Source organism: Enterobacter chinensis (assembly GCF_034008295.1).
GTDB classification, from domain to species: Bacteria; Pseudomonadota; Gammaproteobacteria; order Enterobacterales; family Enterobacteriaceae; genus Enterobacter; species Enterobacter chinensis.
The window spans coordinates 352,802-369,593 of the sequence record NZ_JARDVI010000001.1 but is presented as its reverse complement, the minus strand read 5'-3'; the positions used below and the strand labels follow the sequence as shown (position 1 = coordinate 369,593).

The following is a 16,792-nucleotide window of genomic DNA, read 5'->3' as shown; positions in this document are numbered from 1 at the left end:
AGGGATCAGTTGAGGGCGGCGCTGGCGGTCATAGCAACGGTTTTCGCGTTAACCGGCATACCCGGCATAAACACTTTTTGTAAACCATCGACGATGACTTTATCGCCAGGGTTCAGCCCCTGCCGCACGATGCGTAAACCGTCAGCCAGACGCCCCGGCGTAATGTCGCGGCGCTGCGCTTTCCCCTCTTTATCCACGATATAGACGTATTTACGATCCTGATCGGTCAGCACCGCTTTGTCGTCGACAAGCGTGGCTTTAAATTCCGCGCTGCCCGGCAGGCGCACGCGGGCAAACAGTCCCGGCGTGAACTGACGCTGCGCGTTATCGAGCAGCGCGCGCATGCGGATCGTCCCGGTACTCGGCGTGAGCTGATTATCAAGGAAGTCCACTTTGCCCTGATGGGGGTAGCCCTCCTCGCCCGTCAGGCCAATCTCAACCGGCAGCGCCGTGTGATTGCTGGACGCTCCCTGCCCGCTGCGGGCAAGGTTTTGATAGTGAAGATAGGTAGACTCGTCCACGTCAAAGTAGACGTAAACCGTCTTCTGCGAGACCAGCGTGGTGAGGACGCTAGCAGTGTCACCCGCGGTGACCAGATTCCCGCTGGTGATCAACGCCCGGCTGGCGCGACCGTCGATAGGCGCGGTCACTTTGGTGAAGTCCAGGTTGAGCTGAGCCGCGTCAACCGCCGCCTGTGCGGCGCGAATGTCGGCCTGCGCCTGAACGGCGGCCGAGCGACGCTGCTCCCACTCTTCCCGTGAGACCAGGTGAGTATTGATCAGCTTATCGGTACGGTTAGCCTCACTTTGCGCCAGGCTGGCCTGCGTTTTGGCTCTCGCCAGGTTCGCCTGCGCCTGTTCCAGCGCGGCGCGATAGGTTCTGTCATCAATGGTGAACAGCACCTCGCCCTTCTTCACTTCCTGGCCGTCGGTGTAATTCACTTTATCAATGTAGCCGGACACGCGCGGACGTAGCTGAACGCTCTCCACCGCTTCAATCCGACCGTTAAAGCTATCCCACTGGCTAATAGATTTCACAACCACGTCAGCGGCACTGACGGCGGGCGCAGGTGGCGCGGCGTTTTGCGCGACGCTGTTATCACACCCGACGAGCAGCACGGAGAGCAACATCACCCCCAGCGCGCTCAGTTGAAAGTTACCCCAGGTTTTTTGCAGGCTCATTATTTTTATTCCGGTATTGGTAGCCGCCGGGCAAGACGCAGCAGGAGACACCGCGCCACTTCCTTTGTCCGGTAGCTGGCTTAAGGCCATTTGTGTCGTTCATCGCCACAAAACTGTAACAGTTGCGAATACACTATCGCGGCGATTGTAGGAAGGCGCTTAACTAAGTGCAAGAATAATTGTTGCACTTTATGTGCTATTTGAGCCGATGTGAAAAGCCCCGTTTCGGTCAAGAATTTAAATGCAACAATAAAACTTGCAATTAATACAAAAACGCGCCACCTTTTAATGCAACAGACAAAGATACTTTTAGATATGCTGCGTGGGGGTAACCAGATGAACACTGGCGCATTTATGCACGATTTACTCGACTGGATCGACAACAACCTGGACAGCCGTCTGGACATTGAGTCCGTCGCCAGGCGATCCGGCTATTCAAAATGGCACCTCCAGCGGCTGTTCAAAGAACATACGGGCTATCCCCTCGCCGGCTATATTCGCGCGCAAAAGCTGCAAAAATCGGTCGAGCGCTTAACCCACAGCGATGAGCCGATTCTTAACGTGGCGATCGCGCTGGGCTTTGACTCACAGCAGTCCTTCAACCGCAGCTTTAAGCGTCAGTATGGTCAGGCGCCTGGCGCCTGGCGGCGCAGTATAAGTGGCCCGGAAACGCAACCGTTGCGCCAGCAATCCAGGTAGTGTGCCGCGCGGGATGGTGCCCTCAGGCATCATTCCCCGCAATCAGCGGAAATGCCCTTACGTATGCTGGCAATAAAGTTGTCACGGATGACATCTTCTTTGCCTGCGTCCCAGGCGATGCCCACCTTCCAGCTTATTGACTCCCCCGTTAACGGAATCACCATCAGTTCCGGCGGCGCGATATGCGTCACGCTGGTGGGCAGAATGGCAACGCCGATGCCCGCAATCACCATCGCGACGATAGTTTGGATATCATCAGTCAGCTGAGTTGATGAGATGAAAAGACCGTTGTCATGCAGGAAGCGGTCTATTTGCGCATTTAACCCCCGCCCTCGCTCATCATACAGCCGCAGCAGAGGCCGTTGCGTTAGCCACTCAGTGGCCGACATTGTCGGCGACGCGGCGGGCGCAACCAGAACCAGCCGATCGGTAAATAACGGCAAGTATTCAAGCGCCACGGGGGGAGGAACCCTGACAAAACCCACCTGAAGCTCATCATTTTGCAAAAGCGCGTACTGCTGGAAGGAAGGCAGATCCGTCAAGGACATCTCGACTCCCGGGTAGTCCCGGCGAAAGTCAGCGATACAGCGCGGTGCCAGATAAAAGCTTGAAAGACCGAACCCGACGGAAATATGCCCCTCAACCCCTTTTGATACTCGCTCAGCATGCTGCATAAATAGCTGGCTTTGCCTGACCACTTTTTCAGCCTCCGGCAGCAAACGCCTGCCGCCGGCCGTCAGTATTGCGCCGTGACGTCCTCGTGAAAACAGAGACATATTCACCTGAGATTCGAGGAGATTAATCTGTTTGGTCAATGCCGGTTGCGAGATAAACAGCGCTCGCGCCGCATCGGCATAATTTCCTTTTTCAGCCAGCATCAAAAAGGCTTTGAGCAACCGGGTGTTCATTTTTTCATTCCAGATGGTTATCGAAATAAGAAATGTTTTGATTATACAGTTATTAGTAATCGTTATGTAATTCAGTTTCGATAACAACCGGAGACGCACCATGAACGAACCTGAATTCTTAAAGGCTGCAACCGTACAGTTTCAGCATCAGGCCAATAACAAAAAATACAACCTGCTGATCATGGAGAAATTTATTGAACAGGCAGCGCTTGAGCAGGTGAAAATTCTCACCTTCCCTGAAATGTGTATCACCGGCTACTGGCATGTCCCTAAGCTCACCGCAGCGGAGGTATCTGCGCTGGCCGAACCGATTGCTGACAGCCCTTCCCTGACGTTAATCCGCTCTCTGGCAATCAAACATCAAATGCTGATTGGCGCCGGGATTATTGAACGAGCCGACGATGGCCGCCTCTACAATGCGTATGTTGCCTGTATGCCGGACGGCTCAATGCATACGCATCGTAAACTCCATGCTTTTGAACATCCGGCCATCAGCAGCGGGGAACGCTTTACCGTTTTTGATACGCCGTGGGGAGTGAAGGTCGGTATCCTGATTTGCTGGGACAATAATCTGGTCGAAAATGTGCGCGCGACGGCGCTGCTGGGTGCGGATATTCTTCTCGCGCCGCATCAAACAGGCGGTACCGATTCCCGCAGTCCTCACGCAATGAAGCCAATTCCGCTCGCGCTCTGGGAGGAGCGGGAAACGCGCAAGGAAGAGATTACGGCCGCATTCAAAGGGCCAAGCGGTCGGGAATGGCTCATGCGCTGGCTGCCTGCCCGCGCGCATGACAACGGAGTATTTGTTCTCTTCAGCAACGGCGTCGGTGCCGATGACGACGAAGTGCGCACAGGCAATGCGATGATCCTCGACCCTTATGGAAGGATCGTGAGTGAAACCTGGGCAGCGGAAGATGCGATGGTGAGCGCCGAGCTGGATTTAAGCCTGCTCGCTATGAGCACCGGGCGGCGCTGGATCCACGGTCGCCGTCCTGATTTATACCAGATACTGACGCAGCCGCAGGGCTATGAGCGTGATGCGATCGGCGCACGGTTTTCGAATGCGCCCCCTGCACGCTAGAAATGTGAGCATTTTTTAGCTGCAAAATACAGCTGGAACTGTTATACTGTATATAATTACAGTATGAGGTGCGCATAATGGCTGTTGAAACAAAATTTGTTGTCGTAAGAAAAGGTGAAGAGAAAATGACATTTGCCAGTAAGAAAGAGGCTGACGCTCACGACAAGCTGCTCGATATGGCAGACGCGTTCACCGACTGGCTGTTGCAAAGCGGAATGCAGATGGATGAAACGCAGGCTGAAAATCTTGGCCTGTATCTCGCCGAGCAGAAAGAGACCGTGCAGCATATTCTGCGTACCAGCAAGCTTCCCGATCTCAACGCTCCAGCTGCAACGGATAGAACAGAATCCGATGGGGCTGACACGAAAAAAATCAGAGCTGTGAAAGCGGCCTGATTGTCAGAAAAATCATCACCGATCCGAAAGCCGTAAGCAGATAACTGCTTACGGCTTTTTTAGTCAGAAAATGAAAAGAGTAAGGAGATGGTGTGCGGCAGGGAATGAAGGAAAAAATCATCAGGATCTGTGATGCAAAAATCGCCGCTAAGGGAAGCAATGTTGGGCTCTCGTTTTATGCTTTTTTTGCTAATAAAAATGACGATCCTGAACTGCTTATGGAAGTGGCGCACTGGTGGATTATGGAAATGAAACTGGACCATTTTGAAAAGGCTGAGAAGATCAGAAACCTCGTTTCAGCCCTTTAACCCGCTAAAGCGGGATGGCCGGTAACATTGCGGGATTTCATCGCTCTGACCGTCGCATAACGCTTCAGAGACCAGTCTGCCAATCGTCGCTGCGCAAGTCACGGCTGGGTGCATAGAGGCGACGTAAACCGTCCTGCTCTCATCAGTAAAAGAAGAACAGGATAGCGGTGGGCAAGATGCCATGCGATGGATACGCCAGTAATCCCAGCGCCTAAGACGACAATCCTTTTTCGGGTCACGGTACTATTCTTCGTCTACGAACGTATCTGCTTCAGGAGAATAAGGATGACAAACGCATGCCAGCTTATGTCCGTCAGGATCACGCAGATAGGCAACATAAAAGTCGGGGCCGTACGCGGTTCGTGTACCTGGTGCACCTTCATTTTTCCCTCCCGCAAGGAGGCCAGCAGTATGGAACCGTCTGACAAGTTCCGCGTTATCTGCTCTGAATGCGAACATCGTCCCGTTTCCTGCCGTTGCGGGTTGTTGGTCAAAAGGAGGACAAATACAGAAGTTGAACATCTCATCAGGATTATTTTTATTTCCCCACATTACCCAGTCTTCTGTCCATGCAGGCTGACGTGAGTAGCCAAGAACGTTAAAAATAGCGTCATAAAAGTCCACGGAGCGCTGAAGATCATTTGTACCTATAGTGATATAAGTCAGCACCTTATTACATCCTTTTTGCTGTTTGTCTGAACTAATATTATATCTCAGAGTAGCAATGAATTATTTCCCGGTTCCGCCTTACCATGATTCGCGTGGAATCACCTCCTTTATGGAAAATCACTTTTCTCAATGGCTATGATTCCTGCAGTTAGTCAAAGTAAGGTTTTAAAATTTCTTCTGTCCAGCTCATAAAAGCCCTGACCCGCTGCGACAAATTGCGTCTGTGCGCGACGACAAAAAAAGCAGCGAGTGGTTCTGGAGGCAAATCCGGCAGAACTTCAACCAGTGCGCCGCGTTTGATGTGGGGTAAGAGCGAGGAATAACCGCCCTGGATTAAGCCTAAGCCCGCCAGTCCTGCCTCATGATAATCCGGTACGCTGTTGACTCTCACCGTGCCGGGTAACATCAGAGACTTATAGCCATCTTCAGTCGGATACGCCCAACCGTCAGGTTTAGAACCAAAATTGCGAATATAATGTACCATTCTGTGTCCCTGGTTAATCAGATCATCAATAGTCTGTGGCACACCAAATCGTTCAAGATAGCGCGGGCTAGCGGCATTGATCATTCGTAGATGTCCCAGTGGCCGCGCAATAAGCGTTTCATCAACAATCGGGCCGAGACGCACTACGCAATCAAATCCTTCCTGAACCAGATCGACCCGGCGGTCAGTGCTTGAAAGCTCAAGTTCCAGTTCAGGGTGAGCCTCCATCAACTCCGGCAATGCGGGAATCACCACGCTCTGCGCTAATACCGCCGGCATATCAACGCGTATTCTCCCCCTTAGTGACATGCCCTCGAGAGAGAACATTGATTTCAACTCCTCGGCTGCTGACAGAAGATCGAGGGCTCGCGAATAAAAAGCCCGCCCATCTTCCGTCAGTTGTACAGTTCGAGTTGTCCGATGCAACAGTGTCGCGCCAACTTCTCGTTCAAGCTCGCGTACCACCATTGACACGCGTCCTTTCTGAATGCCCAAACTTTCCGCCGCCAGCGTAAAGCTCTTCATGTCCGCCACGCGAGCAAAAATGATCAGTATCTCCAGATTTTTCATTGTTCACCTTTCAGGTAACAGTGCGTTACTTTATTCGATATTTATAACTACTATAATACCTAATAAACTCCTTTCACACTCAATTCAGCTTAAGTTATCGCCTGTTGGTGTATTTAGGCTGGAATACCTCATCACTGAGGAAGGTTTAAAAATGAATAAAGGTTATTTAATTGCTCATGTGACGATAAAAGATCCCATCGCATATGCTGAATATGCCAAAGCTGCCGGAGATGCCATGAAGAATTTCAATCCGAAAATAATTGCCTGGTCCGGACAGTATGAAAATCTTGAGGGGGAAATTCATGAACGGCATGTTATTTTTGAATTCGATTCTTTTGCCGAAGCCAGGCGTTTTTATGAAAGCCCAGAATATCAGAAAGCAAGGGCAATACGGTCAGGTGCTGCGATCGGAACATTTGTATTAGTTGAAGGTGCAGCTCTTTAACAAGTAGGGTTTTATATCCGCTTCTTTATAGCTGACGTAACGTTAACTAAAAACCAGTGCTACCAGCCATAAAACCTGGTAGCTATACAAACGCACCAGGCTGTTACGTTAATACGTGTTTACCCCCCAAAGAGGAAATGCGCATGACCCCACACCCGCTACGCCAGATAATCGAATCCTGCGACCACGCCATCACGACCAAAAACTATGACGTCCTGATGGCGTTCTACGCCGAAGATGCGGCTCTGGTGGTCAAGCCCGGCATGACGGTTAAAGGCAAAGAAAATATCCGCAGCGCGTTTATTGCCATCTCTGATTATTTTCAGGATCAGCTGATCGTCGAACAAGGGGAGATGCAGGTAATAGAGGGTGGTGGTAATGCCCTCGTTATCATGGAAACCGTTCTGCGCTTTCCTGATGGTCGGGGCGGGATAACGGAAATGTCGCGCCGCGCGACCTATGTTTTTCGACAGGAAAGCGACGGTCGCTGGCTTTGTACCATCGACAACTCCTACGGTACGTCGCTTCTGGATACCACGAACTCATCACGTTAACCACGGTTTCAAAGGGGCGCTGCCGCCCCTCTACGCCAGCATCCTTAATGCGCAGTAATGCGCGGCTCCTTCACAAACTCAGCCAGCAGCCACACCATATCGTGCAGCAAGCCCGTAAGCTCTTTCGCTACGTGGGCGGGCAGCGTTCCGCCCATAACCGCTTGTGTCAGTGCCAGAACATAGTCCACCTGAGTTAGAGTGTCCTGCCAGCAGTCCGGCACGCAGGAGTTCATTTTCTCACCCATGATCAACTGCGCGATCAGGTCTGGCGGCAAATCGACATCACAGAGTTCCCGCAGCTTACGCAGAGCCTGAAGGAGACGCTCGCAAAGCACGGTAAACAGCTTCGCATCCTCGATTTCAACCAGCACGCTTACCAGCGCGGCGCAGTTGTCGGCGACGATGAAAAGATCGGCATCCACCGGAAGCGGTTGGGACAGAAGTTGCAGAATGACGCTTTCGTCAGACGGGAGAGAAGTCAGGGTTGGGGTAGTAGCCATACAAGGCATCCTTCTATATGCAGTTCATTAAGCCACCCAATAAGTTCCTACGCTCGGGGGGTAGCGCTGACAGAGGTAGGAATACCGCCCATATAGAAAAACGGCCAGCCTTTCGGCTGCTCCGCCAGCGCCACCGCAATTGTAACGGGATCGGCGCTGCCGCGACATACGAAATGTCACTATATGGTAGATGCGGGTTCCTACGCCCGATTGCGGATGTGCCGCAACGCAGGCACTTTACGACCCCGATCGGTTGTAGAAAAGACATAACCCTGAATTTCACGCGGTTAATTTGCGGTTTGCGAGGCGTCTTCCAGAAAAATAACCCCCCTCCCCTAAATCCTCAACGTATCAATCACCGCTCTCAACGCGGGCGACACGTTGCGGTGCGGATAATAGAGGAACAGCCCGTCCATGCGCAGGCTGTAGCGCTGCAAAACCCGGATAAGCGTGCCGCGCTCCAGATCGTCGGCCACCAGCTCCACCGGCACATAGGCCAGCCCGAGCCCCAGACGGGCGGCTTCGGCTTCCATATAGCTGTCCGACAGCGCCCATTGCCCTTCCGGCCGATGGGTAACGCTCTTTCCGTCCACCACAAGCTCCCACTGATAGAGGCTGCCATCGGCAAACTGGTAGGCGATGCAGGGATGCCCCCCTAAATCCGCTGGCGTCTGCGGGAAACCATGGCGCCGGAAGTGCTCCGTTGTACCAACCACGGCCATCTCCATATCGGGCGTGATGCGCACCGCGATCATCCCCTGCGCCACCTCCGGGCCCAGCCTAACGCCCGCATCAAACCGTTCGGTGATGATGTCGACAAATCGACTCTCGTTCATCAATTCCAGGCGAATATCAGGATAGCGCTGCTTAAAGACCGCAAGCTTTGGCAGAAGACATTTATCGATGGCGTGCTGACTGGCGTTAATCCGCACCGTACCGGACGGCGTCTCGCGGAAATGCGCCAGGGTCGCAAGGCCATTATCAAGCGTATCGAACGCGGACTCGGCGGTCTGATAGAGCTGCTCCCCCGCGTGGGTCAGCGACAGTTTTCGCGTGGTGCGCACCAGCAGCTGAACGCCCAGGCGCGCTTCCAGTTCCCGCACCGAACGGCTTATTCCGGATTGTGCCAGCCCGAGCCGCTGCGCGGCAGCCGTAAAGCTTCCCTCCCGCACCACCTGCGTAAAGAGATACAGCTCATTATAGTTTTCCCGTTTCGCCATCTTGTCTTCGCCATTTATAACAATCTGATATGAATCCTAGCAGTTCTGGGCCTCTAATCAGCACTATTTCTGCTCACTATAATGACCGCATCACAACAACGCAGGGTATCTCTGATGAAAACATTCACCCAAAAACTGTCAGTTGCGATGCTGCTATGCGCATCATTAAGTGGAGTAACGACAATGAGTTATGCAGAAACAACCAACCCAAACGCGCCCATTTCGATGGTGACCACCTGGGACAAAACGTTCGCCGAGAGTGACAAAGTCGACCACCGCAAAGTGTCGTTCCAGAACCGCTACGGAATTACCCTCGTGGGCGATCTGTATCTTCCGAAAGACCGTGCAGACCGTAAGCTGGCGGCAATCGCCGTCAGCGGCCCCTTTGGCGCGGTTAAGGAGCAGTCCAGCGGCCTGTATGCGCAGACCCTGGCAGAACACGGTTTTGTGACTCTGGCGTTCGACCCGTCCTACACGGGTGAAAGCGGCGGACAGCCGCGCAACGTCGCCTCTCCGGATATCAACACCGAGGACTTTAGCGCGGCGGTGGATTTTCTGGGGTTACAGAAAGAGGTCGACCGTAACCGCATCGGCATTCTCGGCATCTGCGGCTGGGGCGGGATGGCGCTGAATGCAGCCTCCATGGACACCCGCGTGAAAGCGGTCGCCACCAGCGTGATGTACGACATGAGCCGGGCGATGGGTCACGGCGTCGGCGACGGCAAAGATCGTTATTCAACGTCCGATCGCCGTGCCGTCCTGCAGTATCTGAACGAGCAGCGCTGGAAAGATGCCGAGCGCGGCACCTTCGCGCACGGTGGTCATGACATCTATGTCGATGCCAACGGCAAGGTGACTGCTGCGGAACGTATTCTGCCGGAAGCGTTACCCGCCAACCCGAATCCGGTACTCAAGGAGTTCTTTGATTACTACCGGATGCCGCGCGGCTTCCATGCCCGCTCAGTCAACTCCACCGGCGCATGGACCGCGACAACGCCATTATCGTTCATGAATATGCCGCTGCTGAGCTATGCCGGGGAGATTACCATTCCTACGCTTATCGTAACCGGTGAAAACGCGCACTCCCGCTATTTTGCAGAAGATGCGTATAAAGCCGTCGGCAGTAAGCAGAAAGAGTTGGTGATTGTCCCAGGCGCGAACCATGTCGACCTGTACGACAATGCTGCCGGGAAGATCCCTTTCGCGCAGTTCGAGCAGTTCTTCAAAACCAGCCTGAAATAACCCCCTATGCCACCCGTTTTACGGGTGGCTCTTGATGAAATCTGAATATGTCCACATTAAGCCAAACCACATCACAACAAGCCGGGACGTCGTACTGGGGCGGGATTTTTGCCATGACCTTGTGCGTATTTGTGCTGATTGCATCAGAATTTATGCCCGTTAGCTTGCTCACGCCCATCGCCAGCGATCTGGACGTGACGGAGGGGTTCGCGGGCCAGGGAATTGCCATCTCCGGCGCGCTGGCCGTTGTGACCAGCCTCTTCCTGTCCCGGCTGGCCGGAAATATGAATCGCAAATATCTCCTGCTGGGGATGACGTTGCTGATGGCGATATCGGGGATCGTTATTGCCTTCGCATCCCGTTACTCGGTGTATATGGCTGGCCGCGCGCTGATTGGTATCGCGATCGGTGGCTTTTGGTCAATGTCCGCCGCAACGGCCATTCGACTTGTGCCGAGACATCAGGTTTCCCGCGCGCTGGCGATTTTCAACGGCGGGAACGCGCTGGCGACGGTCGTGGCGGCCCCGCTGGGCAGTTATCTTGGCGCAACCCTTGGCTGGCGCGGCGCCTTTCTGTGCCTGGTTCCCGTGGCGATCGTGGCCTTTATCTGGCAGTGCTTTAGCCTGCCGACGATGAAAGGCAATAAAAACAGCGCAGCGGGCGGGAGCGTATTTCGCCAGTCCGTGGTTTCTGTCGGCCTGATTGCCTGCGGCCTGTTCTTTATGGGGCAATTTGCGCTCTTTACCTACGTGCGGCCGTTTCTTGAAACGGTTACGCAGGTGAGTGATGCCGGGCTATCGCTGATCCTGCTGGCTATCGGAACGGCGGGCTTTATCGGCACCCTGATTATCGCCCCAATCCTTAACGCCGCATTTTACCTGACGTTGATGGCGATCCCTCTGCTGATGGCCGCCATTGCCGGATTGTTAATTCTTTCCGGGCAAAGCGTCGGGGGCGTCGCCCTGCTGCTGGGTTTTTGGGGGATGCTGGCAACGGCAGCTCCTACCGGATGGTGGACGTGGCTCGCGCGCACCCTTCCCAATGATGCTGAAGCAGGCGGCGGGCTGATGGTTGCGGTTATTCAACTTTCCATTGCGCTGGGCTCAACGGCGGGCGGCACGGTGTTTGACCATGTTGGCTGGCAAAGCACGTTCGCCATGAGTGGGCTATTGCTGATAAGCGCCGCGATACTGACCTTTTGCACGTCCCGCCAGCACGCTAAAGGCATTAAATAAACAGGTTTATTTTAATTAATTACGAAACCCCCACTCTTTTTCAATACGCTAATAATTAAGCAATATCCTGGTCAGCCCGTTCACGCGCTTTGCTAGCCTGAAAAGGCAAAGCTCAAACCGGAGGTATTCTTTGCTCATTAAGCTAAAAAAAGATCGAACGCATCAGGAGGATCGTCGGCTTGCCCTGTGGCTGGCGACCTCTGCAGGTTTGCTGAATGCCATCGCGCTGGGTGCGTTTGGCTTCTTTCCCTCCCACATGACAGGCAATACCTCCCAGTTATCAAGTGAAGTCTCTTCCACTGACCTGAACGATATTCTTTTCTTCGGCGCTATTATCCTTTCATTTGTGGCGGGGGCGATAGCGGCGCGCATAATGGTGCTGTGGGGCATTATCCATAACGTCAGGCTCATTTTTTGTCAGATTCTGATTATTGAGGGATTATTACTGGCCGGCGTTTCGCTGTACGAAATGTATTTCCACTCATTTTCCACAAATCGTCAGATTATCGTTTTCCTGTGTGGCCTGATGGGCATTCATAATTCCACCTCCACTCAGCTTTCCAGCGGACGGGTGAGATCGACGCATATCACAGGAACGCTTACCGATGCGGGAATATCGCTGGCCTCTGTCGTCGTCGCCATGCTGCGACGGGATTACTCTAAAGATACTGCGGCCCAAAAAAGCCAGCTCAAAACCCATTTAACCACCCTGTTTTCGTTTATTACCGGCGGTATTGCAGGGCTGATCCTGTTCAGAGGGTTTGGATTTCACGCGATGCTGGCGCTGGGCTTAATGCTCGTTGTGGTTGCGACCTTCTCCATCATGAGGATCTCGCTTCGCGTGCGCAGGGTTCGCCCTGCTCTCAGTAAATAATTCCCTCTTTTCTTCACTGCGGGTGTATTGTTTTTAAACGATTCCCCACAGTGAAGAGAAGCGTCTGCATGATTAAAATCCTCGGCAAAACAACCTCCATTAACGTGCGTAAAGTGCTCTGGACCTGCGAAGAAGCTGGTATTACGTATCAGCAGGAAGATTACGGTAGCGGCTTCGCCTCAACGCAAACGGAGGCCTTCCGCGCCATGAACCCGAACGCCATGGTGCCGGTACTGATCGACGACGATTTTGTGTTATGGGAATCCAACGCGATCTGCCGTTATCTAACGCGTAAAGCGGGTCGTAACGATCTGCTCCCTGACGAGCCGCAGGCCTGTGCTAACGTCGAACGCTGGATGGACTGGCAAGCGACTGAATTCAACAACGCCTGGCGCTATGTCTTCCCGGCCCTGGGCCGTAACAACCCGGATTTTAACGATCCAGACCGAATTGCCGCAGGTATTAAAGAGTGGAATCACTGCATCACTATTCTTGAGCAACAGCTCCAGCGTTCAGGGGAATGGGTGGCGGGTGAAGGCTTCACCCTCGCGGATATCGTGCTGGGGTTGTCGGTTAACCGTTGGAAAATGACGCCGTTTGATAAACCGACCGTGCCCGCTATTGAAGCCTGGTTTGAACGCCTGAATCAACGTCCGCCGTTTTTACGCCACGGCAATAACGGCATGGTGTAATGCCTGCGACCCGCACCACATCGTGCGGGTCCCCCCCCTATTAAGTGACGGTGTCACATATCAAAAACATCTTTAAGATAATTCTGCCTGACCCGCATCAAGGCCTTTTACCATAAGGCTTGAGCTAAGGTTATCTCATTTTTCATAGGGTTACTGATTTCCCCCCTTCGCTGGAACCCTTCCCAATCGCTTGCTATAGGTCAACTACCCCTGCCGAAACATGGCATAACAACAGGCAACCGGTGGTTGCTATAACGCATGCGCACAGGGAGACACACCGCAATGCACCCATTACTCAAACGTTCGCTGCTGTTTGTCAGCGCCATTATCGTGATCCTCGTCCTCCTCGTCTGGGGCATCGGGCTGGAGACGATTAAGGCGCGTCAGGTTGACCTGGTCTATCTCGGGCAACAGCACATGATTCTGGTTTTCTCGTCGATGTTTTTTGCCCTGCTGGTCGGTATTCCTGCCGGTATCCTGCTGAGCCGCCCGGCCGCGCGGGGTATCGCCGAGTACGTGATGCAAATCTTCAACGTCGGCAACACGCTGCCGCCGCTGGCCGTGCTGGCGCTGGCGATGGTGGTGATTGGCATCGGCGATACGCCCGCCATTATTGCTCTGTTCCTCGCTTCGCTGCTGCCGATAGTGCGCAATACCTACGCCGGGCTGTGCTCGGTCCCGCCGTCGTTACTGGAAGCGGCAAACGGGATTGGGATGACCAAATGGCAGCGTCTGCGCCAGGTCGAGCTGCCTGCTGCCTGGCCGGTCATGCTCTCGGGGATCCGCATCGCCACCGCCATTAACGTCGGTACCGCACCGCTGGCGTTCCTGATTGGCGCCAGCAGCTACGGCGAGCTGATTTTCCCCGGTATTTACCTGAACGATTTCCCCACCCTGATCCTCGGCGCGGCGGCCACCGCCCTGTTCGCCCTGATCCTCGATACCCTGCTGGCGGCGCTGGGTCGCGTGATGAGTCCCCATCTCGCTCGATAACAATAACAAGGAGCTTTTATGAGACTGTTTTCCGGCCTGACGGCGCTGTATGCCGCGGCGCTGTTCACCAGCCAGGCAATGGCAGCCCCGCTGATTCTGGCGACCAAGAGCTTTACCGAGCAGCATATTCTCTCGGCGATGACCGTGCAGTACCTGCAAAAGAAGGGTTTTCAGGTTCAGCCGCAAACCAATATCGCCACGGTGATTTCCCGTAACGCGATGATCAACAAACAGATTGATATGACCTGGGAATATACCGGTACGTCATTAATCATCTTTAACCACATCAACAAGCGCATGTCGCCGCAGGAGTCTTACGAGACGGTGAAACGCCTGGACGCGAAGCACGGTCTGGTGTGGCTCAAACCCGCCGATATGAACAACACCTATGCCTTCGCCATGCAGCGCAAGCGCGCCGAGGCGGAACATATCAACACTATGTCAGAGATGGTGGCGAAGATTGAGCAGGTTCGTAAAACCAACCCGGACAAAAACTGGCTGCTGGGCTTAGACCTGGAGTTTGCCGGGCGCAGCGACGGCATGAAGCCGCTTCAGGCGGCCTATAACCTGACGCTGGACCGCCCACAGATCCGCCAGATGGACCCCGGACTGGTCTATAACGCGGTGCGCGACGGCTTCGTCGATGCCGGTCTGATTTACACCACCGACGGCCGCGTGAAGGGTTTCGACCTGAAGGTGCTGAAGGATGATAAAGGCTTCTTCCCGAGCTACGCGGTCACCCCGGTGGTGCGTAAGGACACGCTGGAGGCCAACCCGGGCCTGGAAGAGGCGCTCAACACCCTCTCGGCCCAGCTCAATAACGACGTTATCACCGAACTGAACAAGAAGGTGGATATCGACCATCAGTCACCGCAGCAGGTCGCCCGAGATTTCCTGCGTAGCAAACAGCTGCTGTAGGAGGCGCTATGGAGACGATTCACTACATTCTCGATAACTGGGACTACCTGCTGACCCTGACGCTGCAGCATCTGTGGCTGGTGGCGCTGGCCGTGGGCTTAGCCATTCTCATCGGCGTCCCGCTGGGCATTTTGATTGTCCGCCACAAGTGGCTGGCGACGCCGGTGCTGGGAATAGCCACCATCGTGCTGACCATTCCGTCCATTGCTCTGTTTGGCCTGATGATCCCGCTATTTTCGCTGATCGGTCAGGGGATTGGCGCCCTGCCCGCGATTACGGCGGTGTTTCTCTACTCGCTGCTGCCGATTGTGCGTAACACCCACACCGCGCTCGACAGCCTGCCGCCGGGCCTGCGCGAAGCCGGGCGCGGCATCGGCATGACGTTCTGGCAGCGCCTGCGCTGGGTTGAAATCCCGATGGCGCTGCCGGTGATTTTCGGCGGCATCCGCACCGCCGTGGTGATGAACATCGGCGTGATGGCGATTGCAGCCGTTATCGGCGCGGGCGGCCTGGGCCTGCTGCTGCTCAACGGCATCGGTGGAAGTGACATTCGCATGTTGATTGCGGGCGCGCTGATGATTTGTCTGTTAGCGATTGTGCTCGACTGGCTGCTGCACCGTCTGCAGGTGGTACTGACTCCAAAGGGGATTCGATAATGATAAAACTGGAAAACCTCACCAAACAATTTTCACAGAAGCACGGCCAGACCGTTAAGGCCGTCGATAACGTTAACCTGAACGTGCCCGAAGGGGAAATGTGCGTCCTGCTCGGCCCCTCCGGCTGTGGGAAGACCACTACCCTGAAGATGATTAATCGCCTGATCGCCCCGAGCAGCGGAACGATCCTGATTAACGGCGAAGACACCAGCGGCATGGACACCGTGACCCTGCGCCGCAACATTGGCTACGTGATCCAGCAGATTGGTCTGTTCCCGAACATGACCATTGAAGAGAACATCACCGTCGTACCGCGCATGCTGGGATGGGATAAAGCGCGCTGTAAAACCCGCGCCGAGGAGCTGATGGATATGGTGGCGATGGATCCGCATAAGTTTCTCAACCGCTATCCGCGCGAGATGTCCGGCGGGCAGCAGCAGCGTATCGGCGTCATTCGCGCCCTGGCGGCGGATCCTCCGGTACTGCTGATGGATGAACCCTTCGGTGCGGTGGACCCGATCAACCGCGAGGTGATCCAGAACCAGTTCCTGGAGATGCAGCGCAAGTTGAAAAAAACCGTCATGCTGGTCAGCCACGATATCGACGAGGCCCTGAAGCTCGGCGACCGTATCGCGGTATTCCGTCAGGGGAAAATCGTTCAGTGCGCAAGCCCCGATGAGCTGCTGGCGAAGCCGGCGAATGACTTTGTCGGCTCGTTTGTCGGCCAGGACCGTACGCTGAAGCGCCTGCTGCTGGTCTCCGCAGGTGACGTGACCGACCAGCAGCCGACCATCACGGTGCGGGGCTCTACGCCGCTTCCCGAAGCCTTTGCGACCATGGATGATAATGACATTCGTGCCGTGACGGTGGTCGATGAGAACGGCAAACCGCTGGGCTTTGTTAAGCGCCGCGAAGCGCGCAACGCCAGCGGTACCTGCGCCGACATCCTGCATCCGTTCCGCATGACCGGCAAAGCGGAAGACAACCTGCGCGTGGTGCTTTCTCGCTTGTATGAGAGCAATACCAGCTGGATGCCGATCGTGGATGAGGACGGGCGCTACAACGGCGAGATTTCGCAGGACTATATTGCCGAGTACCTGAGTTCAGGCCGTACGCGTCGAGCGCTGAATATTCATAGCAACAGCTAACCTTTCCGGCCGGGCATCAC

The 16,792-nt window shown here is 54.5% G+C and carries 21 protein-coding genes; 14 read left to right on the top strand and 7 right to left on the bottom strand.

Annotation, left to right across the window (positions count from 1 at the left end):
• Positions 1–5: 5 nt before the first annotated feature.
• Positions 6–1,181: an efflux RND transporter periplasmic adaptor subunit gene (locus tag PYW49_RS01895; RefSeq protein WP_134350109.1), complete on the bottom strand. Its 1,176-nt coding sequence runs from the start codon at positions 1,179–1,181 to the stop codon at positions 6–8.
• A 336-nt stretch (positions 1,182–1,517) separates the two neighbouring features.
• Between PYW49_RS01895 and PYW49_RS01890 the strand changes: the two genes are divergently transcribed.
• Positions 1,518–1,880, top strand: a complete 363-nt coding sequence (locus PYW49_RS01890; RefSeq protein WP_134350108.1) for a helix-turn-helix domain-containing protein — start codon at positions 1,518–1,520, stop codon at positions 1,878–1,880.
• A gap of 29 nt (positions 1,881–1,909) precedes the next feature.
• Here the strand turns inward: PYW49_RS01890 and PYW49_RS01885 are convergent, their stop codons facing one another.
• Positions 1,910–2,788, bottom strand: coding sequence for a LysR family transcriptional regulator (locus PYW49_RS01885; RefSeq protein WP_320385836.1), 879 nt, complete (start codon positions 2,786–2,788; stop codon positions 1,910–1,912).
• Between the two features lie 100 nt (positions 2,789–2,888).
• Between PYW49_RS01885 and PYW49_RS01880 the strand changes: the two genes are divergently transcribed.
• The 3 genes from PYW49_RS01880 to PYW49_RS01870 all read left to right on the top strand — a co-directional run bounded on the left by PYW49_RS01880 (position 2,889) and on the right by PYW49_RS01870 (position 4,572).
• A complete protein-coding gene (locus PYW49_RS01880) occupies positions 2,889–3,869 on the top strand; it encodes a nitrilase family protein (RefSeq protein WP_320385469.1) in 981 nt (326 codons plus the stop codon).
• Positions 3,870–3,946: 77 nt separating this feature from the next.
• Positions 3,947–4,264 carry a YebG family protein gene (locus PYW49_RS01875; protein WP_320385468.1) on the top strand — a complete coding sequence of 106 codons (318 nt, stop codon included), beginning with the start codon at positions 3,947–3,949 and terminating at the stop codon, positions 4,262–4,264.
• A 92-nt stretch (positions 4,265–4,356) separates the two neighbouring features.
• The gene (locus PYW49_RS01870) at positions 4,357–4,572 is read left to right on the top strand and encodes a DUF6500 family protein (protein WP_320385467.1); all 216 of its coding nucleotides are present in this window, start codon (positions 4,357–4,359) and stop codon (positions 4,570–4,572) included.
• Positions 4,573–4,670: 98 nt separating this feature from the next.
• Here the strand turns inward: PYW49_RS01870 and PYW49_RS23345 are convergent, their stop codons facing one another.
• The 3 genes from PYW49_RS23345 to PYW49_RS01860 form a co-directional block, all read right to left on the bottom strand.
• Positions 4,671–4,811 carry an FAD-dependent oxidoreductase gene (locus PYW49_RS23345; protein ID WP_407057596.1) on the bottom strand — a complete coding sequence of 47 codons (141 nt, stop codon included), beginning with the start codon at positions 4,809–4,811 and terminating at the stop codon, positions 4,671–4,673.
• 4 nt (positions 4,812–4,815) lie between these two features.
• Positions 4,816–5,241: a VOC family protein gene (locus tag PYW49_RS01865; protein WP_320385466.1), complete on the bottom strand. Its 426-nt coding sequence runs from the start codon at positions 5,239–5,241 to the stop codon at positions 4,816–4,818.
• A gap of 148 nt (positions 5,242–5,389) precedes the next feature.
• A complete protein-coding gene (locus tag PYW49_RS01860) occupies positions 5,390–6,295 on the bottom strand; it encodes a LysR family transcriptional regulator (RefSeq protein WP_320385465.1) in 906 nt (301 codons plus the stop codon).
• Positions 6,296–6,446: 151 nt separating this feature from the next.
• Between PYW49_RS01860 and PYW49_RS01855 the strand changes: the two genes are divergently transcribed.
• Together PYW49_RS01855 and PYW49_RS01850 are read left to right on the top strand one after the other, a co-directional pair.
• A complete protein-coding gene (locus tag PYW49_RS01855) occupies positions 6,447–6,740 on the top strand; it encodes a DUF1330 domain-containing protein (RefSeq protein WP_134350102.1) in 294 nt (97 codons plus the stop codon).
• Positions 6,741–6,883: 143 nt separating this feature from the next.
• Positions 6,884–7,294: a YybH family protein gene (locus tag PYW49_RS01850; protein WP_320385464.1), complete on the top strand. Its 411-nt coding sequence runs from the start codon at positions 6,884–6,886 to the stop codon at positions 7,292–7,294.
• Positions 7,295–7,338: 44 nt separating this feature from the next.
• On the opposite strand, the gene PYW49_RS01845 is transcribed toward PYW49_RS01850, so the two are convergent.
• Both PYW49_RS01845 and PYW49_RS01840 read right to left on the bottom strand, forming a co-directional pair.
• A complete protein-coding gene (locus PYW49_RS01845) occupies positions 7,339–7,794 on the bottom strand; it encodes a hypothetical protein (protein ID WP_320385463.1) in 456 nt (151 codons plus the stop codon).
• Positions 7,795–8,129: 335 nt separating this feature from the next.
• Positions 8,130–9,014: a LysR family transcriptional regulator gene (locus PYW49_RS01840; protein WP_320385462.1), complete on the bottom strand. Its 885-nt coding sequence runs from the start codon at positions 9,012–9,014 to the stop codon at positions 8,130–8,132.
• Positions 9,015–9,128: 114 nt separating this feature from the next.
• On the opposite strand from PYW49_RS01840, the gene PYW49_RS01835 reads away from it, so the two are divergent.
• The 8 genes from PYW49_RS01835 to osmV all read left to right on the top strand — a co-directional run bounded on the left by PYW49_RS01835 (position 9,129) and on the right by osmV (position 16,772).
• A complete protein-coding gene (locus PYW49_RS01835; protein WP_134350097.1) occupies positions 9,129–10,256 on the top strand; it encodes an alpha/beta hydrolase in 1,128 nt (375 codons plus the stop codon).
• A 47-nt stretch (positions 10,257–10,303) separates the two neighbouring features.
• Positions 10,304–11,491, top strand: coding sequence for an MFS transporter (locus PYW49_RS01830; protein WP_320385461.1), 1,188 nt, complete (start codon positions 10,304–10,306; stop codon positions 11,489–11,491).
• A 130-nt stretch (positions 11,492–11,621) separates the two neighbouring features.
• Entirely contained in the window at positions 11,622–12,365 is a 744-nt protein-coding gene (locus PYW49_RS01825) for a YoaK family protein (protein WP_320385460.1), read from the top strand.
• Positions 12,366–12,433: 68 nt separating this feature from the next.
• Positions 12,434–13,057, top strand: coding sequence for a glutathione S-transferase family protein (locus PYW49_RS01820; protein ID WP_320385459.1), 624 nt, complete (start codon positions 12,434–12,436; stop codon positions 13,055–13,057).
• A 282-nt stretch (positions 13,058–13,339) separates the two neighbouring features.
• Positions 13,340–14,050 (top strand): osmoprotectant ABC transporter permease OsmY, encoded by a 711-nt coding sequence (gene osmY / locus PYW49_RS01815; protein WP_320385458.1) that lies wholly within the window; start codon positions 13,340–13,342, stop codon positions 14,048–14,050.
• 18 nt (positions 14,051–14,068) lie between these two features.
• On the top strand, positions 14,069–14,968 hold the full coding sequence (gene osmX, locus PYW49_RS01810) for an osmoprotectant ABC transporter substrate-binding protein OsmX (RefSeq protein WP_320385457.1): 900 nt from the start codon (positions 14,069–14,071) through the stop codon (positions 14,966–14,968).
• Positions 14,969–14,976: 8 nt separating this feature from the next.
• Positions 14,977–15,624 carry an osmoprotectant ABC transporter permease OsmW gene (osmW, locus tag PYW49_RS01805; RefSeq protein ID WP_014169860.1) on the top strand — a complete coding sequence of 216 codons (648 nt, stop codon included), beginning with the start codon at positions 14,977–14,979 and terminating at the stop codon, positions 15,622–15,624.
• The gene (osmV, locus tag PYW49_RS01800; RefSeq protein WP_134350091.1) at positions 15,624–16,772 is read left to right on the top strand and encodes an osmoprotectant ABC transporter ATP-binding protein OsmV; all 1,149 of its coding nucleotides are present in this window, start codon (positions 15,624–15,626) and stop codon (positions 16,770–16,772) included. Before osmW ends, osmV begins: the two co-directional genes overlap by 1 nt.
• Positions 16,773–16,792 lie beyond the last annotated feature (20 nt).

What these genes read in the sequence shown, in the direction of transcription:
- PYW49_RS01895 (WP_134350109.1), bottom strand. Translation starts at nt 1,181, where the DNA reads ATGAGCCTGCAAAAAACCTGGGGTAACTTTCAACTGAGCGCGCTGGGG.
- PYW49_RS01890 (WP_134350108.1), top strand. Translation starts at nt 1,518, where the DNA reads ATGAACACTGGCGCATTTATGCACGATTTACTCGACTGGATCGACAAC.
- PYW49_RS01885 (WP_320385836.1), bottom strand. Translation starts at nt 2,788, where the DNA reads ATGAACACCCGGTTGCTCAAAGCCTTTTTGATGCTGGCTGAAAAAGGA.
- PYW49_RS01880 (WP_320385469.1), top strand. Translation starts at nt 2,889, where the DNA reads ATGAACGAACCTGAATTCTTAAAGGCTGCAACCGTACAGTTTCAGCAT.
- PYW49_RS01875 (WP_320385468.1), top strand. Translation starts at nt 3,947, where the DNA reads ATGGCTGTTGAAACAAAATTTGTTGTCGTAAGAAAAGGTGAAGAGAAA.
- PYW49_RS01860 (WP_320385465.1), bottom strand. Translation starts at nt 6,295, where the DNA reads ATGAAAAATCTGGAGATACTGATCATTTTTGCTCGCGTGGCGGACATG.
- PYW49_RS01855 (WP_134350102.1), top strand. Translation starts at nt 6,447, where the DNA reads ATGAATAAAGGTTATTTAATTGCTCATGTGACGATAAAAGATCCCATC.
- PYW49_RS01850 (WP_320385464.1), top strand. Translation starts at nt 6,884, where the DNA reads ATGACCCCACACCCGCTACGCCAGATAATCGAATCCTGCGACCACGCC.
- PYW49_RS01845 (WP_320385463.1), bottom strand. Translation starts at nt 7,794, where the DNA reads ATGGCTACTACCCCAACCCTGACTTCTCTCCCGTCTGACGAAAGCGTC.
- PYW49_RS01840 (WP_320385462.1), bottom strand. Translation starts at nt 9,014, where the DNA reads ATGGCGAAACGGGAAAACTATAATGAGCTGTATCTCTTTACGCAGGTG.
- PYW49_RS01835 (WP_134350097.1), top strand. Translation starts at nt 9,129, where the DNA reads ATGAAAACATTCACCCAAAAACTGTCAGTTGCGATGCTGCTATGCGCA.
- PYW49_RS01830 (WP_320385461.1), top strand. Translation starts at nt 10,304, where the DNA reads ATGTCCACATTAAGCCAAACCACATCACAACAAGCCGGGACGTCGTAC.
- PYW49_RS01820 (WP_320385459.1), top strand. Translation starts at nt 12,434, where the DNA reads ATGATTAAAATCCTCGGCAAAACAACCTCCATTAACGTGCGTAAAGTG.
- osmY (WP_320385458.1), top strand. Translation starts at nt 13,340, where the DNA reads ATGCACCCATTACTCAAACGTTCGCTGCTGTTTGTCAGCGCCATTATC.
- osmX (WP_320385457.1), top strand. Translation starts at nt 14,069, where the DNA reads ATGAGACTGTTTTCCGGCCTGACGGCGCTGTATGCCGCGGCGCTGTTC.
- osmW (WP_014169860.1), top strand. Translation starts at nt 14,977, where the DNA reads ATGGAGACGATTCACTACATTCTCGATAACTGGGACTACCTGCTGACC.
- osmV (WP_134350091.1), top strand. Translation starts at nt 15,624, where the DNA reads ATGATAAAACTGGAAAACCTCACCAAACAATTTTCACAGAAGCACGGC.